Raw genomic sequence first — 23,380 nt, forward strand, 5'->3', positions numbered from 1 at the left:
TCGAGCGCTTGCCGGCACCCGAGGTCGCGGAGCCGGTCGAAACCGAGCCCGAAGTGGCGGATTCGGATGCATCGCCGCTTGACGGGAACCAACCCGACGACGTCTGGCTGCCCGACGGGGCCTTGCCCGGAGAGGCTTCGCCCGACGCGGCAGCCCCGGGCGACGTGGCACCGAGCGACGACCCGGCACCCTTTGTCTGCACGGCGGGTTCGCCCACCGACGACGTGGCCCGTGCCGGCGTCGAAGTGACGGTCGGCGAGGCGACGGTCGGCGAAGCAACCGCGTCGGCGGCGGCGCGGCCCTTCGACGGGTGATCAGCACCCGGGCCGCCCGCGGGGCGCTTCTCGCGAGCGCGGCGGGCGGCGTCGAGGCTGATGATGTCGTTCACGCGACTCCTAGGCGCCCTTGCGAGCGGCCGCGGCCTTGGGAGCGCCGGCGGCCAGCTTCGGGGCGATCGGCTCGACGTTCGCCGCCGAAGTCGCGGACGCGGCGGACGCGGTGGACGCAGCCAGGGCGGCCGCGCCCGCCTCGCCGACGCCGAGCTTCGCGAGGATCTTGTTCTCGATCTCGAGCGCGATGTCGGGGTTCTCTTTCAGGAAGCGACGCGAGTTCTCTTTGCCCTGGCCGAGCTGGTCGCCGTCGTAGGTGTACCAGGCACCCGACTTGCGCACGATCTCGTGCTCGACACCGAAGTCGATCAGGCTGCCCTCACGGGAGATGCCGACACCGTAGAGGATGTCGAACTCGGCCTGCTTGAAGGGCGGCGCCATCTTGTTCTTGACGACCTTCACGCGGGTGCGGTTGCCGACGGCCTCGGTGCCCTCTTTCAGGGTCTCGATGCGGCGGATGTCGAGGCGTACCGAGGCGTAGAACTTCAGCGCCTTTCCACCGGCGGTGGTCTCGGGGCTGCCGAAGAACACACCGATCTTCTCGCGCAGCTGGTTGATGAAGATCATCGTGGTGTTGGTCTGGTTCAGACCACCGGTGAGCTTGCGGAGGGCCTGCGACATGAGGCGGGCCTGCAGACCCACGTGGGAGTCGCCCATCTCACCCTCGATCTCGGCGCGGGGCACGAGCGCTGCGACGGAGTCGATGACGATGAGGTCGATGGACCCCGAGCGCACGAGCATGTCGGCGATCTCGAGGGCCTGCTCACCCGTGTCGGGCTGCGACACCAGCAGGGAGTCGATGTCGACGCCGAGCTTCTTGGCGTACTCGGGGTCGAGGGCGTGCTCCGCGTCGATGAAGGCGGCGATGCCCCCGGCGCGCTGGGCGTTCGCGATGGCGTGCAGCGTCAGCGTGGTCTTTCCCGAGGACTCCGGGCCGTAGATCTCGACGATGCGGCCGCGCGGCAGGCCTCCGATGCCGAGCGCGACGTCGAGCGCGATCGAACCGGTGGGCACGACCTCGACGGGTGCACGGTCGTCGCTGCCGAGGCGCATGACCGACCCCTTGCCGAACTGACGGTCGATCTGGGCGAGCGCGGTCTCGAGTGCTTTTTCGCGGTTTGCGTCTGACGGCATGGCGTCTTCCTTCTGTCGTGCGGCCTGGGCTCGGCGGCCCGGTGTCGCGATGGTGTGCCCACAGGCTGTCGTGTGCGGGTGATCTCTCGATCGGGCAACGACAGGGCGTTCTCGGGAGTTCATCGAACATGCTCCACGCTAGGCAGGACCACCGACATCGGTCGTCGGCCTGCACCATCTGTGGAGAACGTCTTCGATTCTCTCGATGTGCAGAAGCCTACTCAGAACCGAAGGTATGTTCGAGCGGTGCGCCCGGCGTGTCGGGCACGCGAAAGGGCCCCCGGAGCATCCGGGGGCCCTTTCGTGAATCAGTGCGAGGTCAACCGCGAGGCTGTGCCGGCAGACCCGCCCCGTGCCATCGCTCACGAGGCACGTCGGCCGCTCGGCAGACCGCGAGCCACACCTCTCGCGGCGAGATCCCTGCCTTCAGAGCCTGCGCGGCGGTGCGGTCACCGAGATCGACGAGGGTGAGATCACTCGTGACCACCTGACCGTACGCGTCACCGAACTCGTCGCTGACCGCCTGCCGGAACTCGCTCAGGCGCACTCTCAGCGGGCGACGAGGTCGGCGTCGAAGTCGGCGACGAACTCGTCGGGGATGGTGTCGGGAATGGGATCGATGCCCTCGACCACGGCGAGCCGGTCTCCGACCTCGCGCATGATCACCGAGATGGGCGTGTCGAGAGCATCGGCGACCGATGCGAGGATCTCGCTCGAGGCCTCTTTCTGACCACGCTCGACCTCGCTCAGGTAGCCGAGCGCGACGCTCGCCTTACTTGCCACTTGACGAAGGGTGCGGCCCTTCTGCAGGCGGAAGTCCCGAAGCACGTCGCCGATCTCCTGACGAACTAGAATCACTGGACCCTCCTTGCGTTCAGTCACGGTCTTCTCGAGTGGCTCTCGAACCGCGGTTGCCTGTGGTTCGTAGCAGAAACTCTAAGCGACGGGGACTGGACATATCTTGTGAATGACATCAGATGTAACGAGATCGAAACGCGGTGCATTCCCGCCTGACGGGAGGCGGGGAAAGCGCTCTGCCGGCTCACAGGAACTCCTCCAGCGCGCTCAGCGCCCGGGCCACGACGGCGGCTCTGACGGCCGAGCGATCGCCGTCGACGTGCAGCTCGACGAACCGCACCTCGTGGCCGATCGCGAGCCCGATGAAGGCCGTTCCGGGCGGATGACCGTCCTGCGCGTCGGGCCCGGCGACACCGGTGGTCGACAGCCCGATCCACGGCTCCTCACCGTCGAGCATCAGCGCGGTGCGCACCCCGACCGCCATCTGCACGGCGACGTCCGGATGCACGGGGCCGTGGGCCGCGAGCACCTCCGCATCGACACCGAGCAGGCTGTGCTTGACGGCCGTGTCGTAGGCCACCACTCCCCCGCGAAGGACGGCGGACGCCCCGGGCACCTCGACGAACGCGGCGGCCAGCAGCCCACCGGTGAGCGACTCCGCGACACCGATCGTGACGTGCCGGGCCGTCAGCGTCTCGACGATGCGCCGGGCGAGGTCGAAGGTGGGCGAGGGAGCCGTGCTCACGCGGTGCGCTTCGGGCTTCGGTTCAAGCGCCGGTCCTGCACGATGTAGTCGATGCCGGTGACGACGGTGAGCACGAGGGCGATGGCCATGAAGACGGCGTTGACCCAGTTCACCCAGTCACCGAGGAGGTTCGGGAACGGCAGCAGGGCGAGCGAGATGGCGACCGACTGCGCCAGCGTCTTGAGCTTGCCGCCGCGCGACGCCGGGATGACCCGGTCGCTCAGCTGCACGAAGCGCCACACGGTGATGCCGACCTCGCGCACCAGGATGACGATGGTGACCCACCACGGCAGCTCGGCGAGGATCGAGAGGCCGACGAGCGCCGCCCCGGTGAGCACCTTGTCGGCGATCGGGTCGAGCAGCTTGCCGAGGTCGGTGACGAGGTTGCGGCTGCGGGCGATGTGCCCGTCGATGCCGTCGGTGGCGATCGCCAGGATGAAAAGCACCGCGGCGGCCCAGCGCAGCCCGCCGTCGGCCCCGTTGTCGACCAGCAGCATGACGAAGAACACCGGTGCCAGCAGGATGCGCACGACCGTGATCGCGTTCGGCAGGTTCCAGTTGCTCGGCTTCGCCACCGCGCCGCCGCTGTGCTCGGTGCTGCTCACGTGCTACTCCCTGCCGGTCAGTCCCCAGGCGTCCTCTTCGGACGAGTCCGCCTCGACCTCAGGGTACTGGGAGAGCGCGTCACCCACCGCATCGGAGCCGTAGCGGTCGTCGGCGCCTGACGCCGGAACGCCCGCGGAGGCCGCAGCCGCACCCGCAGAAGCAGAAGCAGAAGCACCTGAACCAGCAGCAGCAGCACCCGCCGTCGACCCTCCGCGGATCATCGACAGCACCTCGGGCAGCTGCTCGGCCGTGACGAGCACGTCCCGCGCCTTCGACCCCTCCGACGGCCCGACGATCTCGCGCGACTCCAGCAGATCCATCAGCCGGCCCGCCTTGGCGAAGCCGACCTTGAGCTTGCGCTGCAGCATCGAGGTCGAGCCGAACTGCGTGTTGACGACCAGCTCGGCCGCCGCGAGCAGCAGTTCGAGGTCGTCGCCGATGTCGGCGTCGATCTGCTTCTTCTCGGCGGTGACCGCCACGTCGTCGCGGTACTCGGGCCGCGCCTGGCGGGTGACGTGCTCGACGACCTTGGCGATCTCGGGCTCGCTCACCCAGGCGCCCTGCACGCGGATGGACTTCGACGAGCCCATCGGCAGGAACAGGGCGTCGCCCTGGCCGATCAGCTTGTCGGCGCCCGGCTGGTCGAGGATGACGCGCGAGTCGGTGACGCTGGTGACCGCGAAGGCGAGCCGCGAGGGCACGTTGGCCTTGATCAGACCCGTGACGACGTCGACCGAGGGCCGCTGCGTGGCGAGCACGAGGTGGATGCCCGACGCACGTGCGAGCTGGGTGATGCGCACGATCGAGTCCTCGACGTCGCGCGGGGCGACCATCATCAGGTCGGCGAGCTCGTCGACCACGACCAGGAGGTAGGGGTAGGGCTTCAGCACCCGCTGCGAGGCCGGCGGCAGCTGGATCTCGTCGTTGATGACGGCGCGGTTGAAGTCGTCGATGTGCCGGAACCCGAAGCTTTCCAGGTCGTCGTACCGCATGTCCATCTCCTTCACCACCCATGACAGCGCCTCGGCCGCCTTCTTCGGGTTGGTGATGATGGGGGTGATCAGGTGCGGCACGCCCTGGTAGGCGGTGAGCTCGACCCGCTTCGGGTCGATCAGCACCATGCGCACCTCGCTGGGCTTGGCGCGCATGAGCACCGAGGTGACCATGGAGTTGATGAAGCTCGACTTGCCGGAACCGGTGGAACCGGCCACGAGGAGGTGGGGCATCTTCGCGAGGTTGGCGAGCACGAACTTGCCCTCGACGTCTTTTCCGACGCCGATGGTCATCGGGTGCGGGTCGTTCATCGCCTTCTGCGACCGCAGCACGTCGCCGAGCGAGACCGTCTCGCGGTCGGTGTTCGGGATCTCGATGCCGATGGCGCTCCGGCCCGGGATGGGCGAGAGGATGCGCACCTCGTTCGAGGCCACCGCGTAGGAGAGGTTCTTCGACAGCGCGGTGACGCGCTCGACCTTGACGCCCGGGCCGAGCTCGATCTCGTAGCGGGTGACGGTGGGGCCGCGGGAGAAGCCGGTGACCGTGGCGTCGACCGAGAACTGCTTCAGCACGTCGGTGATGGCGCGCACGATGTCGTCGTTCACGGCCGAGCGCGCCTTGGACGGCTCTCCGACCGAGAGGTTCGCGACCGACGGCAGGCGGTAGTTCGCGGGGTCGGAGGCCGGGGGCGGCGTGGGCATGCCCTCGCCCGCGCCGAGGACGGCGCCGGTGCCCGAGAGGTCGAGCGGAGCATCCGGGATCGGGGTGGCGAAGGCGGGCAGGCCCTCGGTCGACTCGTCGTCGAGCAGCCCGGTGGTCTGCAGGCGACCGGGCAGGATCTCGCCGGTGACCCGCTTGATCGCCTGCTCGGCGGCCTCCATGTCGTGCAGCAGGCCCGAGCCGAAGCTCTCGGTGCTGTCGAGGTCGGTGGGGTGCACGACCTCGGCCGGGCTCTCGAACGGCCCCTCGGGAGCCGGCGTGCGGTCTTCGATGCGGGGCTGCAGGGGCGGGGCCGACGACTCCGGGTCTTCTTCGCGGCCGCTGGAGTTGCGGCGCCACCAGGGCAGCGCGCCCGACTCCTCGGGGGTGGCGTCGAGGTCGAGCATGTTCGGGTCGTCGGTCTCGGACGAGCGGCCGCGGCGGCCGCGCTTGGCGGCGACGGGAGCGGTGGCGTTCGCATCAGGAGAGCCACCGGCACCGTCGGACGCACCGCCGTCACCAGCCTCGTCGTGCGCCCCGAACAGGTAGACGTACAACTCCCGCAGCCGCCGCCCGATGCGGTTCGGCGGCGTCTTCGTGATGATGAACAGCGACAGGGCGAGCAGCACGATGAGCACCGCCGCCGACCCGGCCGGGGTGATCAGGGCGGCCAGGGGGGCCGCGGCGATCCAGCCGATGACGCCGCCGGCCAGCGCGAGCACCTCCATGCCCTCGGAGGGGTCGGGTGCCTGGCTGAAGATGTGGCAGAGGCCGGACACCGTGACGAGGAACACGCTCAGCCCGATGCCGATGCGCCCGTTGTCGTGCACCGAGCTCGGGTGACGGAACAGCCAGACGGCCAGCAGCATCAGGATGACCGGCAGCGCGTAGGAGACGCGGCCGAACAGGCCGCCGAAGGTCCACGCGTTGATGGCGACGGCCACCGCGTTCGAGGCCAGGAACCACTCGGTGATCGCGCCGGCGACCGCGAGCACGAAGAACAGGAACGGCAGGCCGTCACGACGCTCCTCTTTCGCGAGCGTCTCGCTGCCGAAGGCGCGGGCGGCGCCACCCGTGACGTGGGCGAGGCCGAGCCACAGGGAGACGAGCGGGTTCGGGCCCTTCTCCTCCTGGATGACCGGGTACTTCACGGTCTTCTGGGCGGCGGTGGTGCGGGCGGGCGCCTTGCGCGGCGTCGCGGCCGTCGCACGCGTCGCGCGCGGGGTGGACGCCGGCTTGCGGGGCGTCGACTTACTGCTGGTGGCCATGGTTTCACGCTACCCGCGGCCGGTGACAGCGAGGGGTCACCGGCCGCGGGTGTTGCGAAATGGTGCGCGTTACGCCTCGATGACGACCGGCACGATCATCGGCCGACGGCGGAACGAGGCGCTGACCCAGCGGCCCACGACCCGGCGCACGACCTGCTGCAGGGCGTGGCTGTCGCGCACGCCGTTCTGCGCGGCCTCGGCCAGCGCAGCGCTGACCTTGGGCTTCAGGGCGTCGAAGACCTTGTCGTCCTCGGCGAAGCCCTTGGCGTGGATGTCGGGACCCGAGACGATGCGGCCGGTCTGCGACTCGACCACCGTGATGATCGAGATGAAACCCTCCTCGCCGAGGATGCGACGGTCTTTCAGGTCGGCGTCGGTGATCTCGCCGACCGTCGAGCCGTCGACGTAGACGAAGCCGAGGTCGTACTGACCGACCACCTTCGCCACGCCGTTCTTCAGGTCGATGACGGTGCCGTCTTCGCCGATGATCGTGTTCTCGGCGGGGATGCCGGTCTCGATCGCCAGCTTCTGGTTCGCGACCAGGTGACGGTACTCGCCGTGCACGGGCAGCACGTTCTTCGGCTTCAGGATGTTGTAGCAGTAGAGCAGCTCGCCGGCGGCCGCGTGGCCCGAGACGTGCACCTTGGCGTTGGCCTTGTGCACGACGTTCGCGCCGAGCTTGGTGAGGCCGTTGATGATGCGGTAGACCGCGTTCTCGTTGCCCGGGATGAGGCTGGACGCGAGGATGACGGTGTCGCCCTCGCCCACCTCGATCTGGTGCTCGAGGTTGACCATGCGCGAGAGCACGGCCATCGGCTCGCCCTGCGACCCGGTCGACATGTAGACGATCTTGTCGTCGGGGATGTCTCCGGCCTTCTTGAAGTCGACCAGCACGTTGTCGGGCACCTTGAGGTAGCCGAGCTCGGCGGCGATGGTCATGTTGCGCACCATCGAGCGGCCGAGCAGGGCGACCCGGCGGCCGTTCGCGGCGGCGGCGTCGAGCACCTGCTGCACGCGGTGCACGTGGCTGGAGAAGCTGGCCACGATGACGCGACGGGGCGCGCGCTCGATGATCGACTCGAGCACCGGTCCGATGTCGCGCTCGGTGGGCGTGAAGCCCGGCACGTCGGCGTTGGTGGAGTCGGGCAGGAACAGGTCGACGCCCTGCTCGCCGAGGCGGGCGAAGGCGCGCAGGTCGGTGAGCCGGCCGTCGAGCGGCAGCTGGTCCATCTTGAAGTCACCGGTGTGCAGCACGAGGCCGGCAGGCGTCTTGATGGCCACCGCGAGGGCGTCGGGGATGGAGTGGTTGACGGCCACGAACTCGCACTCGAACGGCCCGAGGTTCTCGACCTGGCCCTCGGCCACGTCGAGCGTGTAGGGCTTGATGCGGTGCTCTTTGAGCTTCGCCTCGACCAGCGCGAGGGTCAGCGCGGAGCCGATCAGCGGGATGTCCTCGCGGAGTTTCAGGAGATAGGGCACGGCGCCGATGTGGTCTTCGTGGCCGTGGGTGAGCACGATGCCGACGATGTCGCGCAGGCGATCGCGCACGACGCTGAAGTCGGGCAGGATCAGGTCGACGCCGGGCTGGTGCTCCTCGGGGAACAGCACGCCGCAGTCGACGACGAGCAGCTTGCCGCCGAACTCGTAGACCGTCATGTTGCGGCCGATCTCGCCGAGGCCGCCCACGGGGACGACGCGGAGTGTTCCGTTCTCGAGCGGCGGAGGAGTGATGATGGGGGTCTGCATGGGCCCTCCTTGTTCTTCTTCTGATGCAGGTGCGCGCGTCGTGCGCGCTGTGGCTGATGGCACCCGCCTCAGCGGGTGGTGCCCGCCACCTTGGGCAGCGCTCCGCCGGCGGCCGCGTTGCGGTCGGGGCGGAAGTTGCCGAGGTCGAGACCCGGGATGTCGCGCACGAGATCGATCTCGCTCTCGATCTGCGCGGCCTCCCATTCCTCGGGCCCCACGAGGGGCAGGCGGACGCGCGGGCTGGCGATGCGGCCGAGCCCGTGCAGGATGTACTTCGCGGCGACCGTGCCCGGCACGTGCGTCATGACCGCACGCACGAGGGGCTCGAGCGCCTGATGCGCCGTGGTGGCGGTGGCGAGGTCGCCCGCGTTCACTGCGTCGACGATCACCCGGTAGGGCGCCGGCGCGATGTTCGCGGTGACCCCGATAAGCCCGGCGGCGCCGATCGCCATATGCGGCAGCACGTTGGCGTCGTCGCCCGAGAAGTAGAGCAGGCTCGTCTGGTTCAGCACCCGGCTGACCTCGCTGAAGTCGCCCTTCGCGTCTTTGACGGCGAGGATGTTCGGGTGCTTCGCCAGCCGGAGGATGGTGTCGTATTTGATGGGCACCCCGGTGCGACCCGGGATGTCGTACAGGATGACCGGCAGGTCGGTGGCGTCGGCGATCATGCGGAAGTGCGTGAGGATGCCGGCCTGGGTGGGCTTGTTGTAGTACGGCGTGACGACGAGGTTGCCGTCGGCACCCGCCTTCTCGCTCTGCCGCGCGAGCTGCATGGCGTGCGCCGTCTCGTTCGAGCCGCCGCCCGTGATGATCTTGGCGCGCCCCCCGGCGACCGACTTGCCGACCTCGACGAGACGGATCTTCTCGGGGTCGGTGAGGGTCGACGTCTCGCCCGTGGTGCCCGAGACGACGATGCCGTCGGCTCCGCCCACGATGAGGTCGTCGATGAGCTTCTCGACGCCGGGCCAGTCGACCTCGCCGTCGGCGGTGAACGGGGTGACCATGGCGACCAGCACCTGGCCGAACGGGTTCGAAGCGTATGACACGTCTACAGGGTATCGGTTCGTGACGCCCGGGCGAGAAGGCCGGGCAGCCGGATGCCCGCTCAGAAGCCGAGCCGGCCGAGCAGCTTCGGGTCGCGCTGCCAGTCTTTCGCGACCTTGACCCGGATGTTCAGATACACCTGGCTGTCGAGCAGGGGCTCGATCTCGGCCCGCGCCCGCGCGCCGACCTCGCCGAGCCGGGACCCCTTGGGGCCGATGATGATGCCCTTCTGGCTGTCGCGCTCGACGAAGAGGTTCGCGTAGATCTCGACGATCTCCTTGTCGTCGCGCTGGCGCATGTCGTCGATCGTCACGGCGATGGAGTGCGGCAGCTCGTCGCGCACGCCCTCGAGCGCGGCCTCGCGGATGAGCTCGGCGATGCGGCTCTCGATGCCCTCGTCGGTGTACTGGTCGTCGGGGTAGAGCCGCTCGGAGCGGGGCAGCAGGCGGATGAGCTCACTGGTCAGCACGTCGAGCTGGATGCGGCTGGTCGCCGACACGGGGATGACCGTCTCCCAGTCGCGGAGCTCGGAGATCGCGAGCAGCTGCTCCCCCACCTGCTGCTTCGAGGCCGAGTCGATCTTGGTGACGATCGCCACCTTCTTGGCCTTCGGGTACTGGTCGAGCTGCTCGTTGATGAAGCGGTCGCCCGGGCCGAGCTTCTCGTCGGCGGGCAGGCAGAAGCCGATCACGTCGACGTCGCCGAGGGTCGACTGCACCAGGGAGTTCAGCCGCTCGCCGAGCAGGGTGCGGGGGCGGTGCATTCCCGGGGTGTCGACGAGGATGAGCTGACCGGCCGGGTCGTGCACGATGCCGCGGATGGTCTGGCGGGTGGTCTGCGGCTTGGGGCTCGTGATGGCCACCTTCTCGCCCACCAGCGCGTTCGTGAGGGTCGACTTGCCCACGTTGGGGCGGCCGACGAAGGTCACGAAGCCCGCCCGGAAGTCGTCGGGGGCGGGGGTGCCGGTGTCGGTCATGCGTTCTCCTTGCTGGGGGTGGTGCGGGGCGTGCTGCCCGGGGCGGCGCCGGCCGCGTCGTCGTCGGGGGCGTCGGCGGGCACCTCACCATTGTCGGGGTGCGCGGGCTCGGCCCGGTGCACGAGCACCGTGACGACCCGCTTGCGCCGGCCGTCGATGCGGTCGGCGGTGAGCACGAGACCGAGCGCCTCGGCGGTGGAACCCGCTTCGGGCAGTCGGCCGAGGGCCTTCGTGAGCAGGCCGCCCACCGAGTCGACGTCGTCGTCGTCGAGCTCGAGGTCGAACAGCTCGCCGAGCTCGTCGACCGGCAGGCGGGCGCTCACCCGGAAGCCGGCGTCGTCGTCGAGCGGCTCGACCTCCACCACGTCGCGGTCGTACTCGTCGGAGATGTCGCCGACGAGCTCCTCGATCAGGTCTTCGAGCGTGACGAGCCCGGCGATGCCGCCGTACTCGTCGACCACCATCGCCAGGTGGTTCGACTCGGTCTGCATCTGCCGCAGGGTGTCGTCGACCTTCTTCGACTCGGGGATGAACAGGGGCTGCCGGGCGAGCTCGCGCACCGGCATCGTGTCGACGAGCGTCGGGCGCTCGTAGCTCACCCGGGCGACGTCGCGCAGGTGCAGCACCCCCGCGATCTCGTCGACGTCGTCGTCGACCACGACGGGGATGCGTGAGACGCCCTTGCTGAGGAAGAGGCCGAGCCCGTGCCCGACGGTGGCGTCGTCGTCGATGGTGACCATGTCGGTGCGCGGGATCATCACCTCGCGTACGACGGTGTCGTTGAACTCGAGGATGGAGTGGATGAGCTCGCGGTCGTCTTCCTCGAGCACGTCGAGCTCGGTGGCCTCGTCGACCATGCTGAGCAGCTGCTCCTCGGAGGCGAAGCCGGCCGAGCGGGCGCGGGCCGGGGTGACGCGGTCGCCGATCGCCACCAGCAACGTGGCGATGGGGCCGAGGAACACGCGCACGATGTGCACGGGGACGGCGCCGTAGCGCACGACGATGCGCGGATGCACGCGCCCGACGCTGCGCGGACTCGACCCCACGAGCACGAACGACACCACGATCATCACCACCGCCGAGACGACGAGCGCGATCCACAGCTCGTCGATCGTGAAGGCGAACGAGATGGTGACGAGCACCGCCGCCGTCGTCTCGAACACGACGCGGGCGAAGTTCGCGGCGTTCAGGTGCGCGCCCACGTCGTTGGCGATCGCCCGGAGCGACCGCTTCGCCCGGTGGCGTTCGGCGAGATCGAGCAGGTCGCCGCGGGACAGCGACGTCATCGCGGAGTCGACCGCCGCGAACAGGCCGCCGAGGGCGACCAGCACCACGGCGGCGAGGAGGAAGACGACGATCGTCATTACCGGCGGCGGCGCTCGCTCATCGCGTAGCCGACCAGGATGTCGCGCTGGATGCCGAACATCTCGCGCTCCTCCTCGGCGTCGGCGTGGTCGAAGCCGAGCAGGTGCAGCATGCCGTGGGTGGTGAGCAGCAGCAGCTCCTCGAGGGTGGAGTGGCCGGCGGTCTGCGCCTGCGCCTCGGCGACCTGCGGGCAGAGCACGACGTCGCCGAGGAGGCCCGCCGGCGTCGGTGCGTCTTCGGTGCCCGGGCGCAGCTCGTCCATCGGGAAGCTGAGCACGTCGGTGGGGCCGGGCTCGTCCATCCACTGGACGTGCAGCTGCTCCATGGCCGCCTCGTCGACGAGCACGATGGCGAGCTCGGCGTCGGGATGCACGTGCAGGAAGTCGAGCGCGAACGTCGCGAGCCGGAGCAGCGCCGTCTCGTCGACGTCGACCGACGACTCGTTGTTGACCTCTATCGACACGGGGTGTCTACCGCTTTCCCTTGGTGTAGCGACGATCGCGCTCGCTCGTGAAGTCGTGCCCCTGCTGGCGGGCCAACTGCACCTGGTCGTACTCGGTGTAGGCGTCGACGATCTGGCCCACCAGGGTGTGCCGCACCACGTCGGCGCTCGTCAGGAGCGCGAAGTGGATGTCGTCGATGCGGTCGAGGATGCGGCTGACGACCTGCAGGCCCGAGGTGCCGTTCGGCAGGTCGACCTGGGTGATGTCGCCCGTGACCACCATCTTCGAGCCGAAGCCCAGGCGGGTGAGGAACATCTTCATCTGCTCGGGCGTGGTGTTCTGCGCCTCGTCGAGCACGATGAAGGAGCTGTTCAGGGTGCGCCCGCGCATGTAGGCCAGGGGCGCGACCTCGATGGTGCCGGCGGCGAGCAGCTTCGGCACGATCTCCGGATCCATCATCTCGTTCAGCGCGTCGTAGAGCGGTCGGAGATAGGGGTCGATCTTGTCGGTGAGCGTGCCGGGCAGGTAGCCCAGCCGCTCCCCCGCCTCGACGGCCGGACGCGTCAGGATGATGCGCTCGACCTCCTTGCGCTGCAGCGCCTGCACGGCCTTCGCCATGGCGAGGTAGGTCTTGCCAGTACCGGCCGGGCCGATGCCGAAGACGATGGTGTTCTCGTCGATCGAGTCGACGTACTCCTTCTGGCCGAGGGTCTTCGGGCGCACACTCTTGCCGCGCGCCGTGACCATGGCCTGGCTGAGCAGCTCGGCCGGGCTCGAGCCCCGGTCGTTCTCGAGGATGCGCGCCGACGACGACACCTCGGTGGGCGTGAGGTCATGGCCGTTGCGCACCATCTGCAGCAGCTCCTCGACGAGCCGCCTGGCGCTGTCGACCTGGTCGGCCGGCCCCGAGATGGTGATGTCGTTGCCGCGCACCAGCACGGAGACCTCGGGGAAGCGCCGCTCGACGGTGGTCAGCAGCCGGTCTTGCGGGCCGAGCAGTCGCACCATCTCGATGCCGTCGATGTGCAGTTTCGCCTCGGAGCGGCCGGAGCGTTCGGCGCGGTCGCCCTGCGAGGCCTGGGGGGTGGGTTCGGTGGGAGCCAAATTACTCTTTCAGCCCGCCCGCGAGAACATGGGCGTGCACGTGGAAGACGGTCTGACCGGCGTTCTCGCCGGTATTGAAGATGAGACGGAACTCGCCGTCGGCGCGCTCCTCGGCGATCGAGCGGGCCGTGTCGACGATCTCGGCCATCAGGCCCGGATCGCCCGCGGCGAGCTCGACCACGTCGCGGTACTGCTCGGTCTTCGGCACCACGAGCACGTGCACGGGGGCCTGGGGCGCGATGTCCTCGAAGGCGATGACGCGGTCGGTCTCGCGCACGATCGTGGCCGGGATCTGACGGGCCACGATGCGCGAGAAGATCGAGGGGGACTCGGTTTCGGTGGACATGATTCCATCTTAGGTTCGACCGCCGACACCGAGGAGGGGGTCGACGGCGCCGATCCGCGGGTTTCGCTCTGAGCGTGCAGCCGCGCTACCAGCGCCCCAGCGCCACGTTCAGCACCGCGATCGCCGCCGGCCCCGCGCTCGAGGTGCGCAGCACCTCTTCGCCGAGCCGCACGGTCTCCGCGCCCGCCTCGTCGAGCTTCTCGAGCTCCCGCGGCGAGATGCCGCCCTCCGGCCCCACGACGAGGATGATCGAGCGGTCGTCGGCGTCGCCCCCGGCGGTGGCCCCGAAGGTCAGCGAGGTGAGTCGCGTCGTCGCGCTCGGCTCGAGCACGAGCATCCGGCAGCCGTCGGTCTCGGCGATCAGCTCGGGCAGGTCGACCAGGTCGCCGACCGCCGGCACGAACGGCCGGATCGACTGCTTGGCCGCCTCGCGCACGATGCTGCGCCAGCGCTCCACGCCCTTGGCGGCCTTGGGGCCGGCCCAGCGCGAGACCGAGCGCTCGGCCTGCCACGGCACGATGCCCGAGACGCCCAGCTCGGTGGCCGTCTGCACGGCGAGCTCGTCGCGGTCGCCCTTGGCGAGGGCCTGCACCAGCACGATGCGGGGCGAGGGCTCCGGATGCTCGTGCACCCGCTCGACCGCGAGGTCGAGCTCCTTGGCCTCGGCCCGCACCACGACGCCCTCGACGATCAGCCCGCGACCGTCGCCGATCGCGGTGTGCTCGCCCACGCGCATCCGGTTCACCGTCGCCGCATGGCGTGCCTCGTCGCCGCCCAGCGTGACCACGTCACCCTGCTGGTGCGGTACCACAGACAGCTCGTCGAGCAGGAAGAGGGAGCTCATCGGTGCCTCAGACGTTCAGGAAGCGGTCACGGAGCTTCGCGAACAGCCCCTGCTGGAACTGCCCGAGCGAGGGCGCCGGGTACTTGTGGGCGGCGGCGAGCTGCTTCATCAGCTCCTTCTGCTTGTGGTCGAGCTTCGTGGGCGTGACCACCTGGATGCCGACCCGCAGGTCGCCGCGGCCGTTGCCCCTGAGGTGCGTGACGCCGCGACCCTTGACCGTGAGCACCTCGGCGCTCTGGATGCCGGGCCTCAGCTCGAGCTCGATGTCGCCGTCGAGTGCTTTGACGGTGGTGGTCGTGCCGAGCACCGCGTCCCACATCTGCACCTCGAGGGTGCAGAGCAGGTCGTCGTCGTTGCGGGAGAAGACGTCGTGGTGACGCACCTTCATCTCGAGGTAGACGTCGCCCTGGGGGCCGCCGGCGGGGCCGACCTCGCCCTGGCCGGGCAGCTGCAGCCGGAGGCCGGTGTCGACGCCCGCGGGGATGTCGACCGGCAGGGTGCGGCGGGCGCGCACGCGGCCCTGGCCCTGGCAGGTGGGGCACGGGTTCGGGATGATCGTGCCGTAGCCGCGGCAGGTGCCGCAGGGGGCGCTCGTCACGACGTTGCCGAGCAGCGACCGCACCGTGCGCTGGATGGAGCCGGAGCCGTGGCAGATGTCGCAGGTGACCGGCGAGGTTCCCGGGGCGCAGCACGAGCCGTTGCAGGTCTCGCAGAGCACGGCGGTGTCGACCTCGAGGTCGCGGTGGGTGCCGAAGATGACCTCGCCGAGGTCGACCTCGACCCGCAGCAGGGCGTCTTGACCCCGCTCGGCGCGCGACTTCGGGCCGCGGTTGCCGCCGCCCTGCCCGCCGAAGAAGGTCTCGAAGATGTCGCCGAAGCCGCCGAAGCCCTGGCCGCCTGCGCCGCCGAAGCCCTGCTGCGGGCCGCGGTCGTAGTCGCGTCGCTGCCCGGGGTCGCTCAGCACGTCGTAGGCGTGGGTGACCGCTTTGAACGTCTCCTGGGCTTCGGGGCTCGGGTTGACGTCGGGGTGCAGCTCGCGGGCGAGTCGGCGGTAGGCCTTCTTGATCTCTTCGGTCGTCGCGTCGCGCGAGACGCCGAGCACGTCGTAATGGTCAGCCACCAGGGGCTTCTCCTTCGTTGTCGTTCGAGAGTCGTGGGAGTCGGTAGGGGTCGTCAGGTCGGGTCGTCGGTCATGTCGGGTCTGCGGTCGGATCGCCGGTCAGCTCGCGCTGCCGGTCTCGCCGAGGGTGCGGGAGAGGTAGCGTGCGACCGCGCGCACCGCGGAGATGTTGTTCGAGTAGTCCATGCGGGTGGGGCCGAGTACGCCGAGGCGCGAGATGGCGCTGCCGATGCCGGTGTAGCCGCTGGCGAGGATCGACGTCTCGCCGAGCCCGAACGACTCGTTCTCACGGCCGATCGAGACCACGAGGCCCCGCTGGTCGGCCTCGAGCTCGCTGAACAGGCGCAGCAGCACCACCTGCTCCTCGACCGCCTCGAGCACGGGGAGGATGCTGCCGTGGAAGTCGTCCTCCGTGCGCACGAGGTTGGCGGCGCCGGCGATCAGCAGCTTCTCCTGGCGGTTGGCCGAGACCTGCTCCTTCAGCGTGACGGCGACGACGGATGCGGTCGCCGCCGACTCGGCCGGGAAGCGCTCCGGCACGCCGTCGAGGTCGCCCGCCGCCTCGACGAGGCCCTTGCCGCCCACCGCCTCGTTGAAGCGCTGGCGCAGCTCGCCGATGAGCGCGTCGTCGATGTCGGAGGGCACGTCGACGATGCGCTGCTCGACGTGCCCGGCATCGGTGATGATGACGGTCATGAGCTTGCGCGGCGCCAGTGCGACGACCTCGATGTGCCGCACCCGCGCCTGCGAGCGCAGCGGGTACTGCACCAGGGCGACCTGGCGGGTGAGCTGCGACAGCAGGCGCACGGTGCGCGCGAGCACGTCGTCGACGTCGACGCTGGAGTCGAGGAAGGCCTCGATCGCGTGCCGCTGCGCCGGGGTGAGCGGGCGCACCTCGGAGAGGTGGTCGACGAAGAGCCGGTAGCCCTTGTCGGTGGGCACGCGACCGCTCGAGGTGTGCGGGGCCGTGATCAGCTCCTCCTCCTCGAGCAGCGCCATGTCGTTGCGGATGGTCGCGGCCGAGACGCCGAAGGAGTGGCGTTCGGCGATGCTCTTGGACCCGACGGGCTCTCGGGAGGCGACGTAGTCCTGCACGATCACGCGGAGCACCTCGAGGCTGCGTTCGGAGACCATGACGACCACCTCCTTCTGGCACTCTGACGGGCTGAGTGCCAATCATATCGCGCCGGGACCGACATCGGCCGGAGACACAGTGAGTGAAAATCATTGCTCGCTTCGGGGCCGAGCGCTATCTTGTCCGTGTACGACCCCGCCCATCCGTCTGAAAGGCGACACCATGACCGACCCCAACACGACGCCGAACGATCCGGCCGCGGGCCAGCCGACGCCGCCTCCCGGATACCAGGCTCCGCCTCCCGGCTACCAGGCGCCCCCGCCCGGCTACCAGGCCCCGCCGCCCGGCTCCGGCTACCAGCAGCAGCCCGGCTACCAGCAGGCCGCCCCGCAGGCCCCGCTCTCCCCGGCCGACGACAAGCAGTGGGCGTTCCTCGCCCAGCTCGGCGGCATCCTCGGCTTCCTGCCGCCGCTGATCATCTGGCTGATCTTCAAAGACCGCGGCCCGCTCACCAACCAGGAGGGCAAGGAGTCGCTGAACTTCCAGATCTCCGTCGCCATCGCGGTCGTCGCGCTCTACATCCTCGGCACCATCCTTTCGGTGGTGCTGATCGGCTTCCTGTTCTACTTCCTGGCCTGGGCCGTGCAGATCGTGGGCGTCGTGTTCGCGATCATCGCCGGTGTCAAGGTCAACGCGGGCGGCACCTACCGCTACCCGTTCACCTTCCGCTTCATCAAGTAACGCCGGCTGCTCCGTCGAGCAGTCAGGTCAGACGCCGCACCACGGCGTCGGCCAGCAGACGGCCCTTCAGGGTGAGAGTGATCTCGCCCCGGAGGGCCGTTCTTCCGTCCACCAGACCGTCGGCGATCAGCCCGGCGACCTCGCGGCGCGCCTCGGGGCCGAGCGAGTCGGTGCGCAGCGCACCCCGCACGCGGCTGAGCAGCAGGATGCGCTCCAGCTCGTGCGTGTCGGCGTCGATGGTCTCGCGGCCGGCCGAAGGCGACTCGCCCGCGGCCATCCGCTGCGCGTAGGCGGCGGGGTGCTTGACGTTCCACCAGCGGGTGTCGCCCACGTAGCTGTGCGAACCGGGGCCGACGCCCCACCAGTCGTGCCCGACCCAGTAGCCGAGGTTGTGGCGCGAGCGGGTCTCGGGGCCGGTGGAGAAGTTGCTGACCTCGTACCAGTCGTAGCCCGCGTCGCCGAGGGTCGCATCCGCCCGCTCGTACATGTCGGCCTGCAGGTCGTCGGAGGGGGCCTCCACCACGCCCGACTTGATCTGCCGGGCGAGCTTCGTGCCCTCCTCGACGATCAGCGCGTAGGCCGAGACATGGTCGGGCCGCTCGGCGACGACCGCGTCGAGCGAGCGCTGCCAGTCGTCGATCGTCTCGCCGGGGGTGCCGTAGATCAGGTCGAGGCTGACCTGCAGCCCGGCGTCCTTGGCCCAGCGCACCACGTCGGGCACCCGCTCCGGGTCGTGCGTGCGCTCGAGCGTGGCCAGCACGCTCGGCACCGCCGACTGCATGCCGAAGCTGACCCGGGTGAAGCCCGCGTCGGCGAGCGTCTGCAGGTACGCCGCGTCGACCGAGTCGGGGTTCGCCTCGGTCGTGATCTCGGCGCCGTCGGCGAAGCCCCAGGTGTCACGGGCCGCGTGCAGCATGCCGACGAGCTGCTCGGCGGGCAGCAGCGTCGGGGTGCCGCCCCCGAAGAACACGGTCGAGATCGGCCGCGGCGCGTAGCCCGAGCGATCGAGCACCTCGGCGCCGAAGCGCATCTCGGCCACGGCCTCCTGCCAGTAGTCGGCCTGCTTCGCGCCGCGCAGCTCGGTGGCCGTGTAGGTGTTGAAGTCGCAGTAGCCGCAGCGCACCCGGCAGAACGGCACGTGCACGTAGAGACCGAAGTCGCGGTGCGCGGCCCCGGCGGCGCGATCGGCGGGGGGCGGCAGCAGACCGTCGGCCGGAGCCGGGTCGCCGAGCGGGAGGGCGGAGGGCACGGTCAGCGACCGTCGGTGATGCGGCCGGTGGCGCTGCTGCCGGTGGCGCTGCTGCCGAGCGTGTCGTCGGCCGCCTTGGCCGGTGCCAGCGGCACCCGGCCCGGCAGCAGCGAGCGCAGGTAGCGACGGGTGTAGCGCCACTGCATGAACCGCAGCACGGGGTAGCCGAGCCGGTAGAGCCAGCTGCTCGGGCGCGAGAAGGCGCGGATGACGATCCAGACCGAGTCGTCGGCGAGGCGCTCGACGACGAAGCTCTCCTCGCCCGACTCGGGGTGGCCGGGCAGCGTGCCGTAGGCGAAGCCGAGACGACCGGGCTCGTCGACGAGGTAGACGACCCGCACGGGGGCGGTGACCTTGAGACCGAACGCCGAGATGGTGAGCTCGGCCGTGGTGCCGGCCGTAACGAGCGGGGTGCCGTCTGCGCCGTAGGCCTGCTCCGGATGCGCGGCGAGCGGCCCGAGCGGGGCCCCCGTCTCGTCGTACCGCAGCCCGGCCCAGTCGGTCTCGGACGGAGCCGGCGGCTGGATCTCCCCCACGCGGATGCCGGCCCCCCGCTGCACACCCCACGCCATCAGCCGCGACGACGCCTCCTCGAAGCGGGCCTGCCCGCTGCCGAGCCGGGCGCGCACCTGCATGGGCCGGAAGCCCTTCGGCGGGAAGTACAGCAGGTCGGGCGCCTGGGTCGCCCCGACGGCCGCGTAGCTGAGCGGGGTCTCGGCGGCCGGGCGGGGAAGCGTGGCCGACACCGCTACTTCTTGTCCTTCTTCTCGACGTCGCCCGAGAGCGCGGCGATGAACGCCTCCTGGGGCACCTCGACGCGGCCGACCATCTTCATGCGCTTCTTGCCCTCCTTCTGCTTCTCGAGCAGCTTGCGCTTGCGGCTGATGTCACCGCCGTAGCACTTGGCCAGAACGTCTTTGCGCATGGCGCGGATCGACTCGCGCGCGATGATGCGCGCTCCGATGGCCGCCTGGATGGGCACCTCGAACTGCTGTCGCGGGATGAGCTCACGCAGGCGCCCCGTCATCAGCACGCCGTAGGCGTAGGCCTTGTCGCGGTGCACGATCGCGCTGAACGCGTCGACCTGTTCGCCCTGCAGCAGGATGTCGACCTTCACCAGGTCGGCGTCCTGCTCGCCGGCGGGCTCGTAGTCGAGGCTGGCGTACCCCGCGGTCTTCGACTTGAGGTTGTCGAAGAAGTCGAAAACGATCTCGCCGAGGGGCATCGTGTACTTGATCTCCACCCGGTCCTCGCCGAGGTAGTCCATGCCCTGCAGGGTGCCACGGCGCTGCTGGCAGAGCTCCATGATCGTTCCGACGTAGTCCTTCGGCGCCAGGATGGCCGCGTTCACGACGGGCTCGCTGACGCTGACGATCTTGCCGCCCGGGAACTCGCTCGGGTTCGTCACCGTGACGGTGCGCTTGTCTTCGGTGGTGACCTCGTAGATCACGCTCGGGGCGGTGGCGATCAGGTCGAGGTTGAACTCGCGCTCGAGGCGCTCGGTGATGATCTCGAGGTGCAGCAGGCCGAGGAAGCCGCAGCGGAAGCCGAAGCCGAGCGCCACGGAGGTCTCGGGCTCGTAGACGAGGGCGGCGTCGCTGAGCTTCAGCTTGTCGAGCGCCTCGCGCAGCACCGGGTAGTCGCTGCCGTCGATCGGGTAGAGGCCCGAGAAGACCATGGGGAGGGGTTCGGTGTAGCCCGGCAGAGCATCCGTCGCCGGCTTCGCCGCGGTCGTGACCGTGTCGCCGACCTTGGACTGCCGCACGTCTTTCACACCCGTGATGAGGTAGCCCACCTCGCCGACGCCGAGGCCCTGGCTGGGGGTCGGCTCGGGGCTGGAGACACCGATCTCGAGGATCTCGTGGGTGGCACGGGTCGACATCATCTGGATGCGCTCGCGCGGGCTGAGCTTGCCGTCGATCATGCGCACGTAGGTCACCACGCCGCGGTAGGCGTCGTAGACGGAGTCGAAGATCATGGCGCGGGCCGGAGCATCCGCCTGCCCCACCGGGGCGGGGATGAGCTGGGTGACGCGGTCGAGCAGCGCCTCGACGCCCTCGCCGGTCTTGCCGCTGACCCGCAGCACGTCGGCCGGGTCGCCGCCGATCAGGCTCGCCAGCTCTTTCGAGTACTTCTCGGGGTCGGCCGCCGGCAGGTCGATCTTGTTCAGCACCGGGATGATCGTGAGGTCGTTCTCGAGCGCGAGGTAGAGGTTCGCGAGCGTCTGTGCCTCGATGCCCTGCGCCGCGTCGACCAGCAGGATGGCGCCCTCGCACGCGGCGAGGCTGCGGGAGACCTCGTAGGAGAAGTCGACGTGGCCGGGGGTGTCGATCATGTTCAGGGCGTAGCTCTGGCCGTCGAGCGCCCAGGGCATGCGCACAGCCTGGCTCTTGATGGTGATGCCGCGCTCGCGTTCGATGTCCATGCGGTCGAGGTACTGCGAGCGCATGTCACGGTCGCTGACGACACCCGTGATGCCGAGCATGCGGTCGGCGAGCGTCGACTTGCCGTGGTCGATGTGCGCGATGATGCAGAAGTTGCGGATGAATGCCGGGTCGGTGGAGGCCGGCTGGAGGGCCTTCAGGGCTTTGGGGCTCACGCATTCCTCTGGAGTGTCGGTGTGATCGGCGCCGGACGGACGCGCACGATCGCAGGGACTTATTCTGCCACGTCTGGAATGAGGGGCCGGTCTGGCTGTTGAATCGGGGTATGGCAATCCTCCTCACCGGCGCGACCGGCTTCATCGGTTCCGCAGTCCTCCGTCAGCTCCGCGACCAGCGTCGCGACGTCGTCGCCCTCGTGCGCTCCTCCTCCGCCGTCGAGGCGGTCGAGGCGCTGGGCGCCCGCGCCGTGCTCGGCGAGCTCACCGATCGCGAGATCGTGACCCACCTCGCCCTCGAGAGCGACGGCGTCATCCACCTCGCCTCCCCGGGCGACGAGTCGAGCGCCCCCACCGACGACGCCTTCGTCACCGCGGTACTCGCCGGGCTCGAGGGCAGCGACAAGCCGTACGTGCACACCGGTGGGATCTGGGTGTTCGGCGAGGGCGCGGCGATCACCGAGGACTCCCCGCTGGATCCCCCGGCCCTGACCTCCTGGCGGGTGCCCGTCGAGGCGCGCGTGCGCTCGGCCGTGGGCGTGAAGACGACGATCATCGCCCCGGCCGTGGTGTTCGGCAACAGCGGCGGCATCCCGAACCTGATCGTCGAGTCGCCCCGCACCTCGGGCGACGCCCCGGCGCTCGAGCTGATCGGCTCGGGCGAGCAGCACTGGACGACCGTCTTCGTCGAGGACCTCGCCGAGCTGTACGTGCTCGCGTTCGACCTCGCTCAGGCCGGGTCGTACTACATCGGGGCGAGCGGGCAGAACCCGACCGTGCGCGAGCTCACCGAGGCCGCGGCGCAGGCGGCCGGGCTCGACGGGCGGGTGGAGGCGTCGACCGTCGAGGCCGCGCACGAGCGCCTGGGCGAGCAGTTCGCCGACGCGCTGCTGCTCGATCAGCAGGCCACCGGCTCGGCGGCGCGGATCGACCTGGGGTGGGAGCCGAACGGGCCGTCGCTCGTGGAGGAGCTGCGGTCGGGGTCGTACAAGCGGTAGGGGTCGGGCCGCGCGGGCGGGCGCGTTCGGCCGGGCGGTCAGCTTCGGCCGCGGTCAGGCCGCGCGGGCCGCTGCCACGGCGGCGGCCACCGCGTCGGGCGTGACGAACGTCTTCTCGCGCTCGACGCGGTGCACCAGCTCCACGAGGGTGCGGTTCACGGGCGCCTCGCGCCCGAGGTCGTGCGCCGCGTCGACGACCGCCCCGTTCAGGTGGTCGATCTCGGTCAGCTGTCCGCGACGGATGCTCTGCAACGTCGATCCCGGATTGGGCGTCCTGCCCATCCGCCGCGCCATCAGCCGCGGCAGCAGGCGGGCGAGCGGCTCGGGCGCGGCGCCGAACACGCGCAGCAGCGGATCGCTCAGCCCGAGCACCGTCTCGAACCGCACCCCCGACGCCCGGGCCACCGCGACCGCCTCGCGCATGCTCGCCGTCAGCACCGCGCGCAGCCGCGGGTCGGCGATCGTCTCCTGCACCGCGAGCCCTGTGATCGCGGGGAGGGCGTTGATCTGGTTGACGATCAGCTTCGTCCACTGCGCGCCGGCGAAGTTGGCGGTGCGCTCGATCGGCAGGAGCGCCCCGAGCGCGCGCTCGGCGAGGGCCAGGGCGGCGGTGTCGGCGGGGGGTGCCGGGCGGGCATCCGTGGCCCCGGGCAGACCGAGGTAGGTGCTCGCCGGGGTCGTGATCGACACCTCGCCGGGTGACAGGTACGACGCGGCGAAGAGCGCCAGCGCGCCCACGACCGGGGTGCCCGGCAGCTGGGCGGCGGCCGCGGCGGCCCCACCGAGACCGTTCTGCACCACGACGAGGGGCACCCCGGCCAGGGCGGCGGCGTTGGCCTCGAGGGCGGGGCGCGCATCCTGGGCTTTGACCGTCAGCAGCACCAGGTCGAACGGGTTCGTCCGGTCGACGTGCAGAAGTGCGGATGCCCGGGGCCGCGCCGTGTGCTCACCCCAGTGACCCGACAGCCGCAGACCGCGGTGCTCGATCGCGTCGAGCTGGGCGCCGCGGGCCGTGACCTCGACGTCGTGCCCCGCCCGGTCGGCGAGGGCGGCGATGACGCCGCCGACGGCTCCGGCGCCGATGACCCCGACGCGCAC

General features: G+C 70.1%; 23 protein-coding genes. 3 read left to right on the forward strand and 20 right to left on the reverse strand.

The features are described from left to right. Positions 1 to 8: 8 nt before the first annotated feature. Complete coding sequence (locus NVV95_RS07240) at positions 9 to 314, forward strand: hypothetical protein (RefSeq protein WP_259485888.1); 306 nt, start codon at positions 9 to 11, stop codon at positions 312 to 314. 81 nt (positions 315 to 395) lie between these two features. On the opposite strand, the gene recA is transcribed toward NVV95_RS07240, so the two are convergent. The 16 genes from recA to hrcA all read right to left on the reverse strand — a co-directional run bounded on the left by recA (position 396) and on the right by hrcA (position 16,754). After that, positions 396 to 1,523 (reverse strand): recombinase RecA, encoded by a 1,128-nt coding sequence (gene recA, locus NVV95_RS07245; protein WP_259485889.1) that lies wholly within the window; start codon positions 1,521 to 1,523, stop codon positions 396 to 398. A 319-nt stretch (positions 1,524 to 1,842) separates the two neighbouring features. Continuing rightward, positions 1,843 to 2,070 carry a DUF3046 domain-containing protein gene (locus tag NVV95_RS07250; RefSeq protein ID WP_259485890.1) on the reverse strand — a complete coding sequence of 76 codons (228 nt, stop codon included), beginning with the start codon at positions 2,068 to 2,070 and terminating at the stop codon, positions 1,843 to 1,845. A 2-nt stretch (positions 2,071 to 2,072) separates the two neighbouring features. Beyond that, positions 2,073 to 2,381 (reverse strand): helix-turn-helix domain-containing protein, encoded by a 309-nt coding sequence (locus NVV95_RS07255; RefSeq protein ID WP_173183859.1) that lies wholly within the window; start codon positions 2,379 to 2,381, stop codon positions 2,073 to 2,075. Between the two features lie 184 nt (positions 2,382 to 2,565). Beyond that, positions 2,566 to 3,066, reverse strand: a complete 501-nt coding sequence (locus NVV95_RS07260; protein WP_259485891.1) for a CinA family protein — start codon at positions 3,064 to 3,066, stop codon at positions 2,566 to 2,568. After that, positions 3,063 to 3,671, reverse strand: a complete 609-nt coding sequence (gene pgsA / locus NVV95_RS07265; protein WP_259485892.1) for a CDP-diacylglycerol--glycerol-3-phosphate 3-phosphatidyltransferase — start codon at positions 3,669 to 3,671, stop codon at positions 3,063 to 3,065. The genes NVV95_RS07260 and pgsA overlap by 4 nt, the downstream gene beginning before the upstream one ends. A gap of 3 nt (positions 3,672 to 3,674) precedes the next feature. Then, on the reverse strand, positions 3,675 to 6,632 hold the full coding sequence (locus NVV95_RS07270; RefSeq protein ID WP_259485893.1) for an FtsK/SpoIIIE family DNA translocase: 2,958 nt from the start codon (positions 6,630 to 6,632) through the stop codon (positions 3,675 to 3,677). Between the two features lie 69 nt (positions 6,633 to 6,701). After that, entirely contained in the window at positions 6,702 to 8,378 is a 1,677-nt protein-coding gene (locus tag NVV95_RS07275; RefSeq protein ID WP_259485894.1) for a ribonuclease J, read from the reverse strand. 68 nt (positions 8,379 to 8,446) lie between these two features. Beyond that, on the reverse strand, positions 8,447 to 9,424 hold the full coding sequence (gene dapA, locus NVV95_RS07280; RefSeq protein WP_259485895.1) for a 4-hydroxy-tetrahydrodipicolinate synthase: 978 nt from the start codon (positions 9,422 to 9,424) through the stop codon (positions 8,447 to 8,449). Positions 9,425 to 9,483: 59 nt separating this feature from the next. Continuing rightward, entirely contained in the window at positions 9,484 to 10,398 is a 915-nt protein-coding gene (gene era, locus NVV95_RS07285) for a GTPase Era (RefSeq protein ID WP_259485896.1), read from the reverse strand. After that, a complete protein-coding gene (locus NVV95_RS07290; protein ID WP_259485897.1) occupies positions 10,395 to 11,762 on the reverse strand; it encodes a hemolysin family protein in 1,368 nt (455 codons plus the stop codon). Before NVV95_RS07290 ends, era begins: the two co-directional genes overlap by 4 nt. After that, positions 11,762 to 12,226 (reverse strand): rRNA maturation RNase YbeY, encoded by a 465-nt coding sequence (ybeY, locus tag NVV95_RS07295; RefSeq protein ID WP_259485898.1) that lies wholly within the window; start codon positions 12,224 to 12,226, stop codon positions 11,762 to 11,764. Before ybeY ends, NVV95_RS07290 begins: the two co-directional genes overlap by 1 nt. Positions 12,227 to 12,233: 7 nt before the next feature. Further along, positions 12,234 to 13,310 (reverse strand): PhoH family protein, encoded by a 1,077-nt coding sequence (locus NVV95_RS07300; RefSeq protein ID WP_375163790.1) that lies wholly within the window; start codon positions 13,308 to 13,310, stop codon positions 12,234 to 12,236. Position 13,311: 1 nt separating this feature from the next. Continuing rightward, positions 13,312 to 13,656, reverse strand: a complete 345-nt coding sequence (locus tag NVV95_RS07305; RefSeq protein ID WP_259485899.1) for a histidine triad nucleotide-binding protein — start codon at positions 13,654 to 13,656, stop codon at positions 13,312 to 13,314. Positions 13,657 to 13,741: 85 nt separating this feature from the next. Further along, positions 13,742 to 14,500 carry a 16S rRNA (uracil(1498)-N(3))-methyltransferase gene (locus NVV95_RS07310; RefSeq protein ID WP_259485900.1) on the reverse strand — a complete coding sequence of 253 codons (759 nt, stop codon included), beginning with the start codon at positions 14,498 to 14,500 and terminating at the stop codon, positions 13,742 to 13,744. Between the two features lie 7 nt (positions 14,501 to 14,507). Beyond that, positions 14,508 to 15,620 carry a molecular chaperone DnaJ gene (gene dnaJ / locus NVV95_RS07315; protein ID WP_259485901.1) on the reverse strand — a complete coding sequence of 371 codons (1,113 nt, stop codon included), beginning with the start codon at positions 15,618 to 15,620 and terminating at the stop codon, positions 14,508 to 14,510. Positions 15,621 to 15,719: 99 nt separating this feature from the next. After that, on the reverse strand, positions 15,720 to 16,754 hold the full coding sequence (hrcA, locus tag NVV95_RS07320) for a heat-inducible transcriptional repressor HrcA (RefSeq protein WP_259485902.1): 1,035 nt from the start codon (positions 16,752 to 16,754) through the stop codon (positions 15,720 to 15,722). A 163-nt stretch (positions 16,755 to 16,917) separates the two neighbouring features. Here hrcA and NVV95_RS07325 point away from each other — a divergent pair, with 163 nt between their 5' ends. Next, complete coding sequence (locus NVV95_RS07325; protein ID WP_259485903.1) at positions 16,918 to 17,436, forward strand: DUF4870 domain-containing protein; 519 nt, start codon at positions 16,918 to 16,920, stop codon at positions 17,434 to 17,436. 22 nt (positions 17,437 to 17,458) lie between these two features. Here the strand turns inward: NVV95_RS07325 and hemW are convergent, their stop codons facing one another. Genes hemW through lepA form a run of 3 tightly spaced genes read right to left on the reverse strand, consistent with a single transcriptional unit; the run spans position 17,459 to position 21,284 of the window. After that, the gene (gene hemW, locus NVV95_RS07330; RefSeq protein ID WP_259485904.1) at positions 17,459 to 18,685 is read right to left on the reverse strand and encodes a radical SAM family heme chaperone HemW; all 1,227 of its coding nucleotides are present in this window, start codon (positions 18,683 to 18,685) and stop codon (positions 17,459 to 17,461) included. Positions 18,686 to 18,687: 2 nt separating this feature from the next. Further along, positions 18,688 to 19,431, reverse strand: a complete 744-nt coding sequence (locus NVV95_RS07335; RefSeq protein WP_259485905.1) for a DUF1990 domain-containing protein — start codon at positions 19,429 to 19,431, stop codon at positions 18,688 to 18,690. 2 nt (positions 19,432 to 19,433) lie between these two features. Then, positions 19,434 to 21,284: a translation elongation factor 4 gene (lepA, locus tag NVV95_RS07340; RefSeq protein ID WP_259485906.1), complete on the reverse strand. Its 1,851-nt coding sequence runs from the start codon at positions 21,282 to 21,284 to the stop codon at positions 19,434 to 19,436. A gap of 110 nt (positions 21,285 to 21,394) precedes the next feature. Here lepA and NVV95_RS07345 point away from each other — a divergent pair, with 110 nt between their 5' ends. Next, positions 21,395 to 22,282: an NAD-dependent epimerase/dehydratase family protein gene (locus NVV95_RS07345; RefSeq protein ID WP_259485907.1), complete on the forward strand. Its 888-nt coding sequence runs from the start codon at positions 21,395 to 21,397 to the stop codon at positions 22,280 to 22,282. Positions 22,283 to 22,336: 54 nt separating this feature from the next. On the opposite strand, the gene NVV95_RS07350 is transcribed toward NVV95_RS07345, so the two are convergent. Continuing rightward, positions 22,337 to 23,380, reverse strand: coding sequence for a ketopantoate reductase family protein (locus NVV95_RS07350; RefSeq protein WP_259485908.1), 1,044 nt, complete (start codon positions 23,378 to 23,380; stop codon positions 22,337 to 22,339).

Source organism: Herbiconiux gentiana (genome assembly GCF_024978135.1).
Taxonomy (GTDB): Bacteria; Actinomycetota; Actinomycetes; order Actinomycetales; family Microbacteriaceae; genus Herbiconiux; species Herbiconiux gentiana.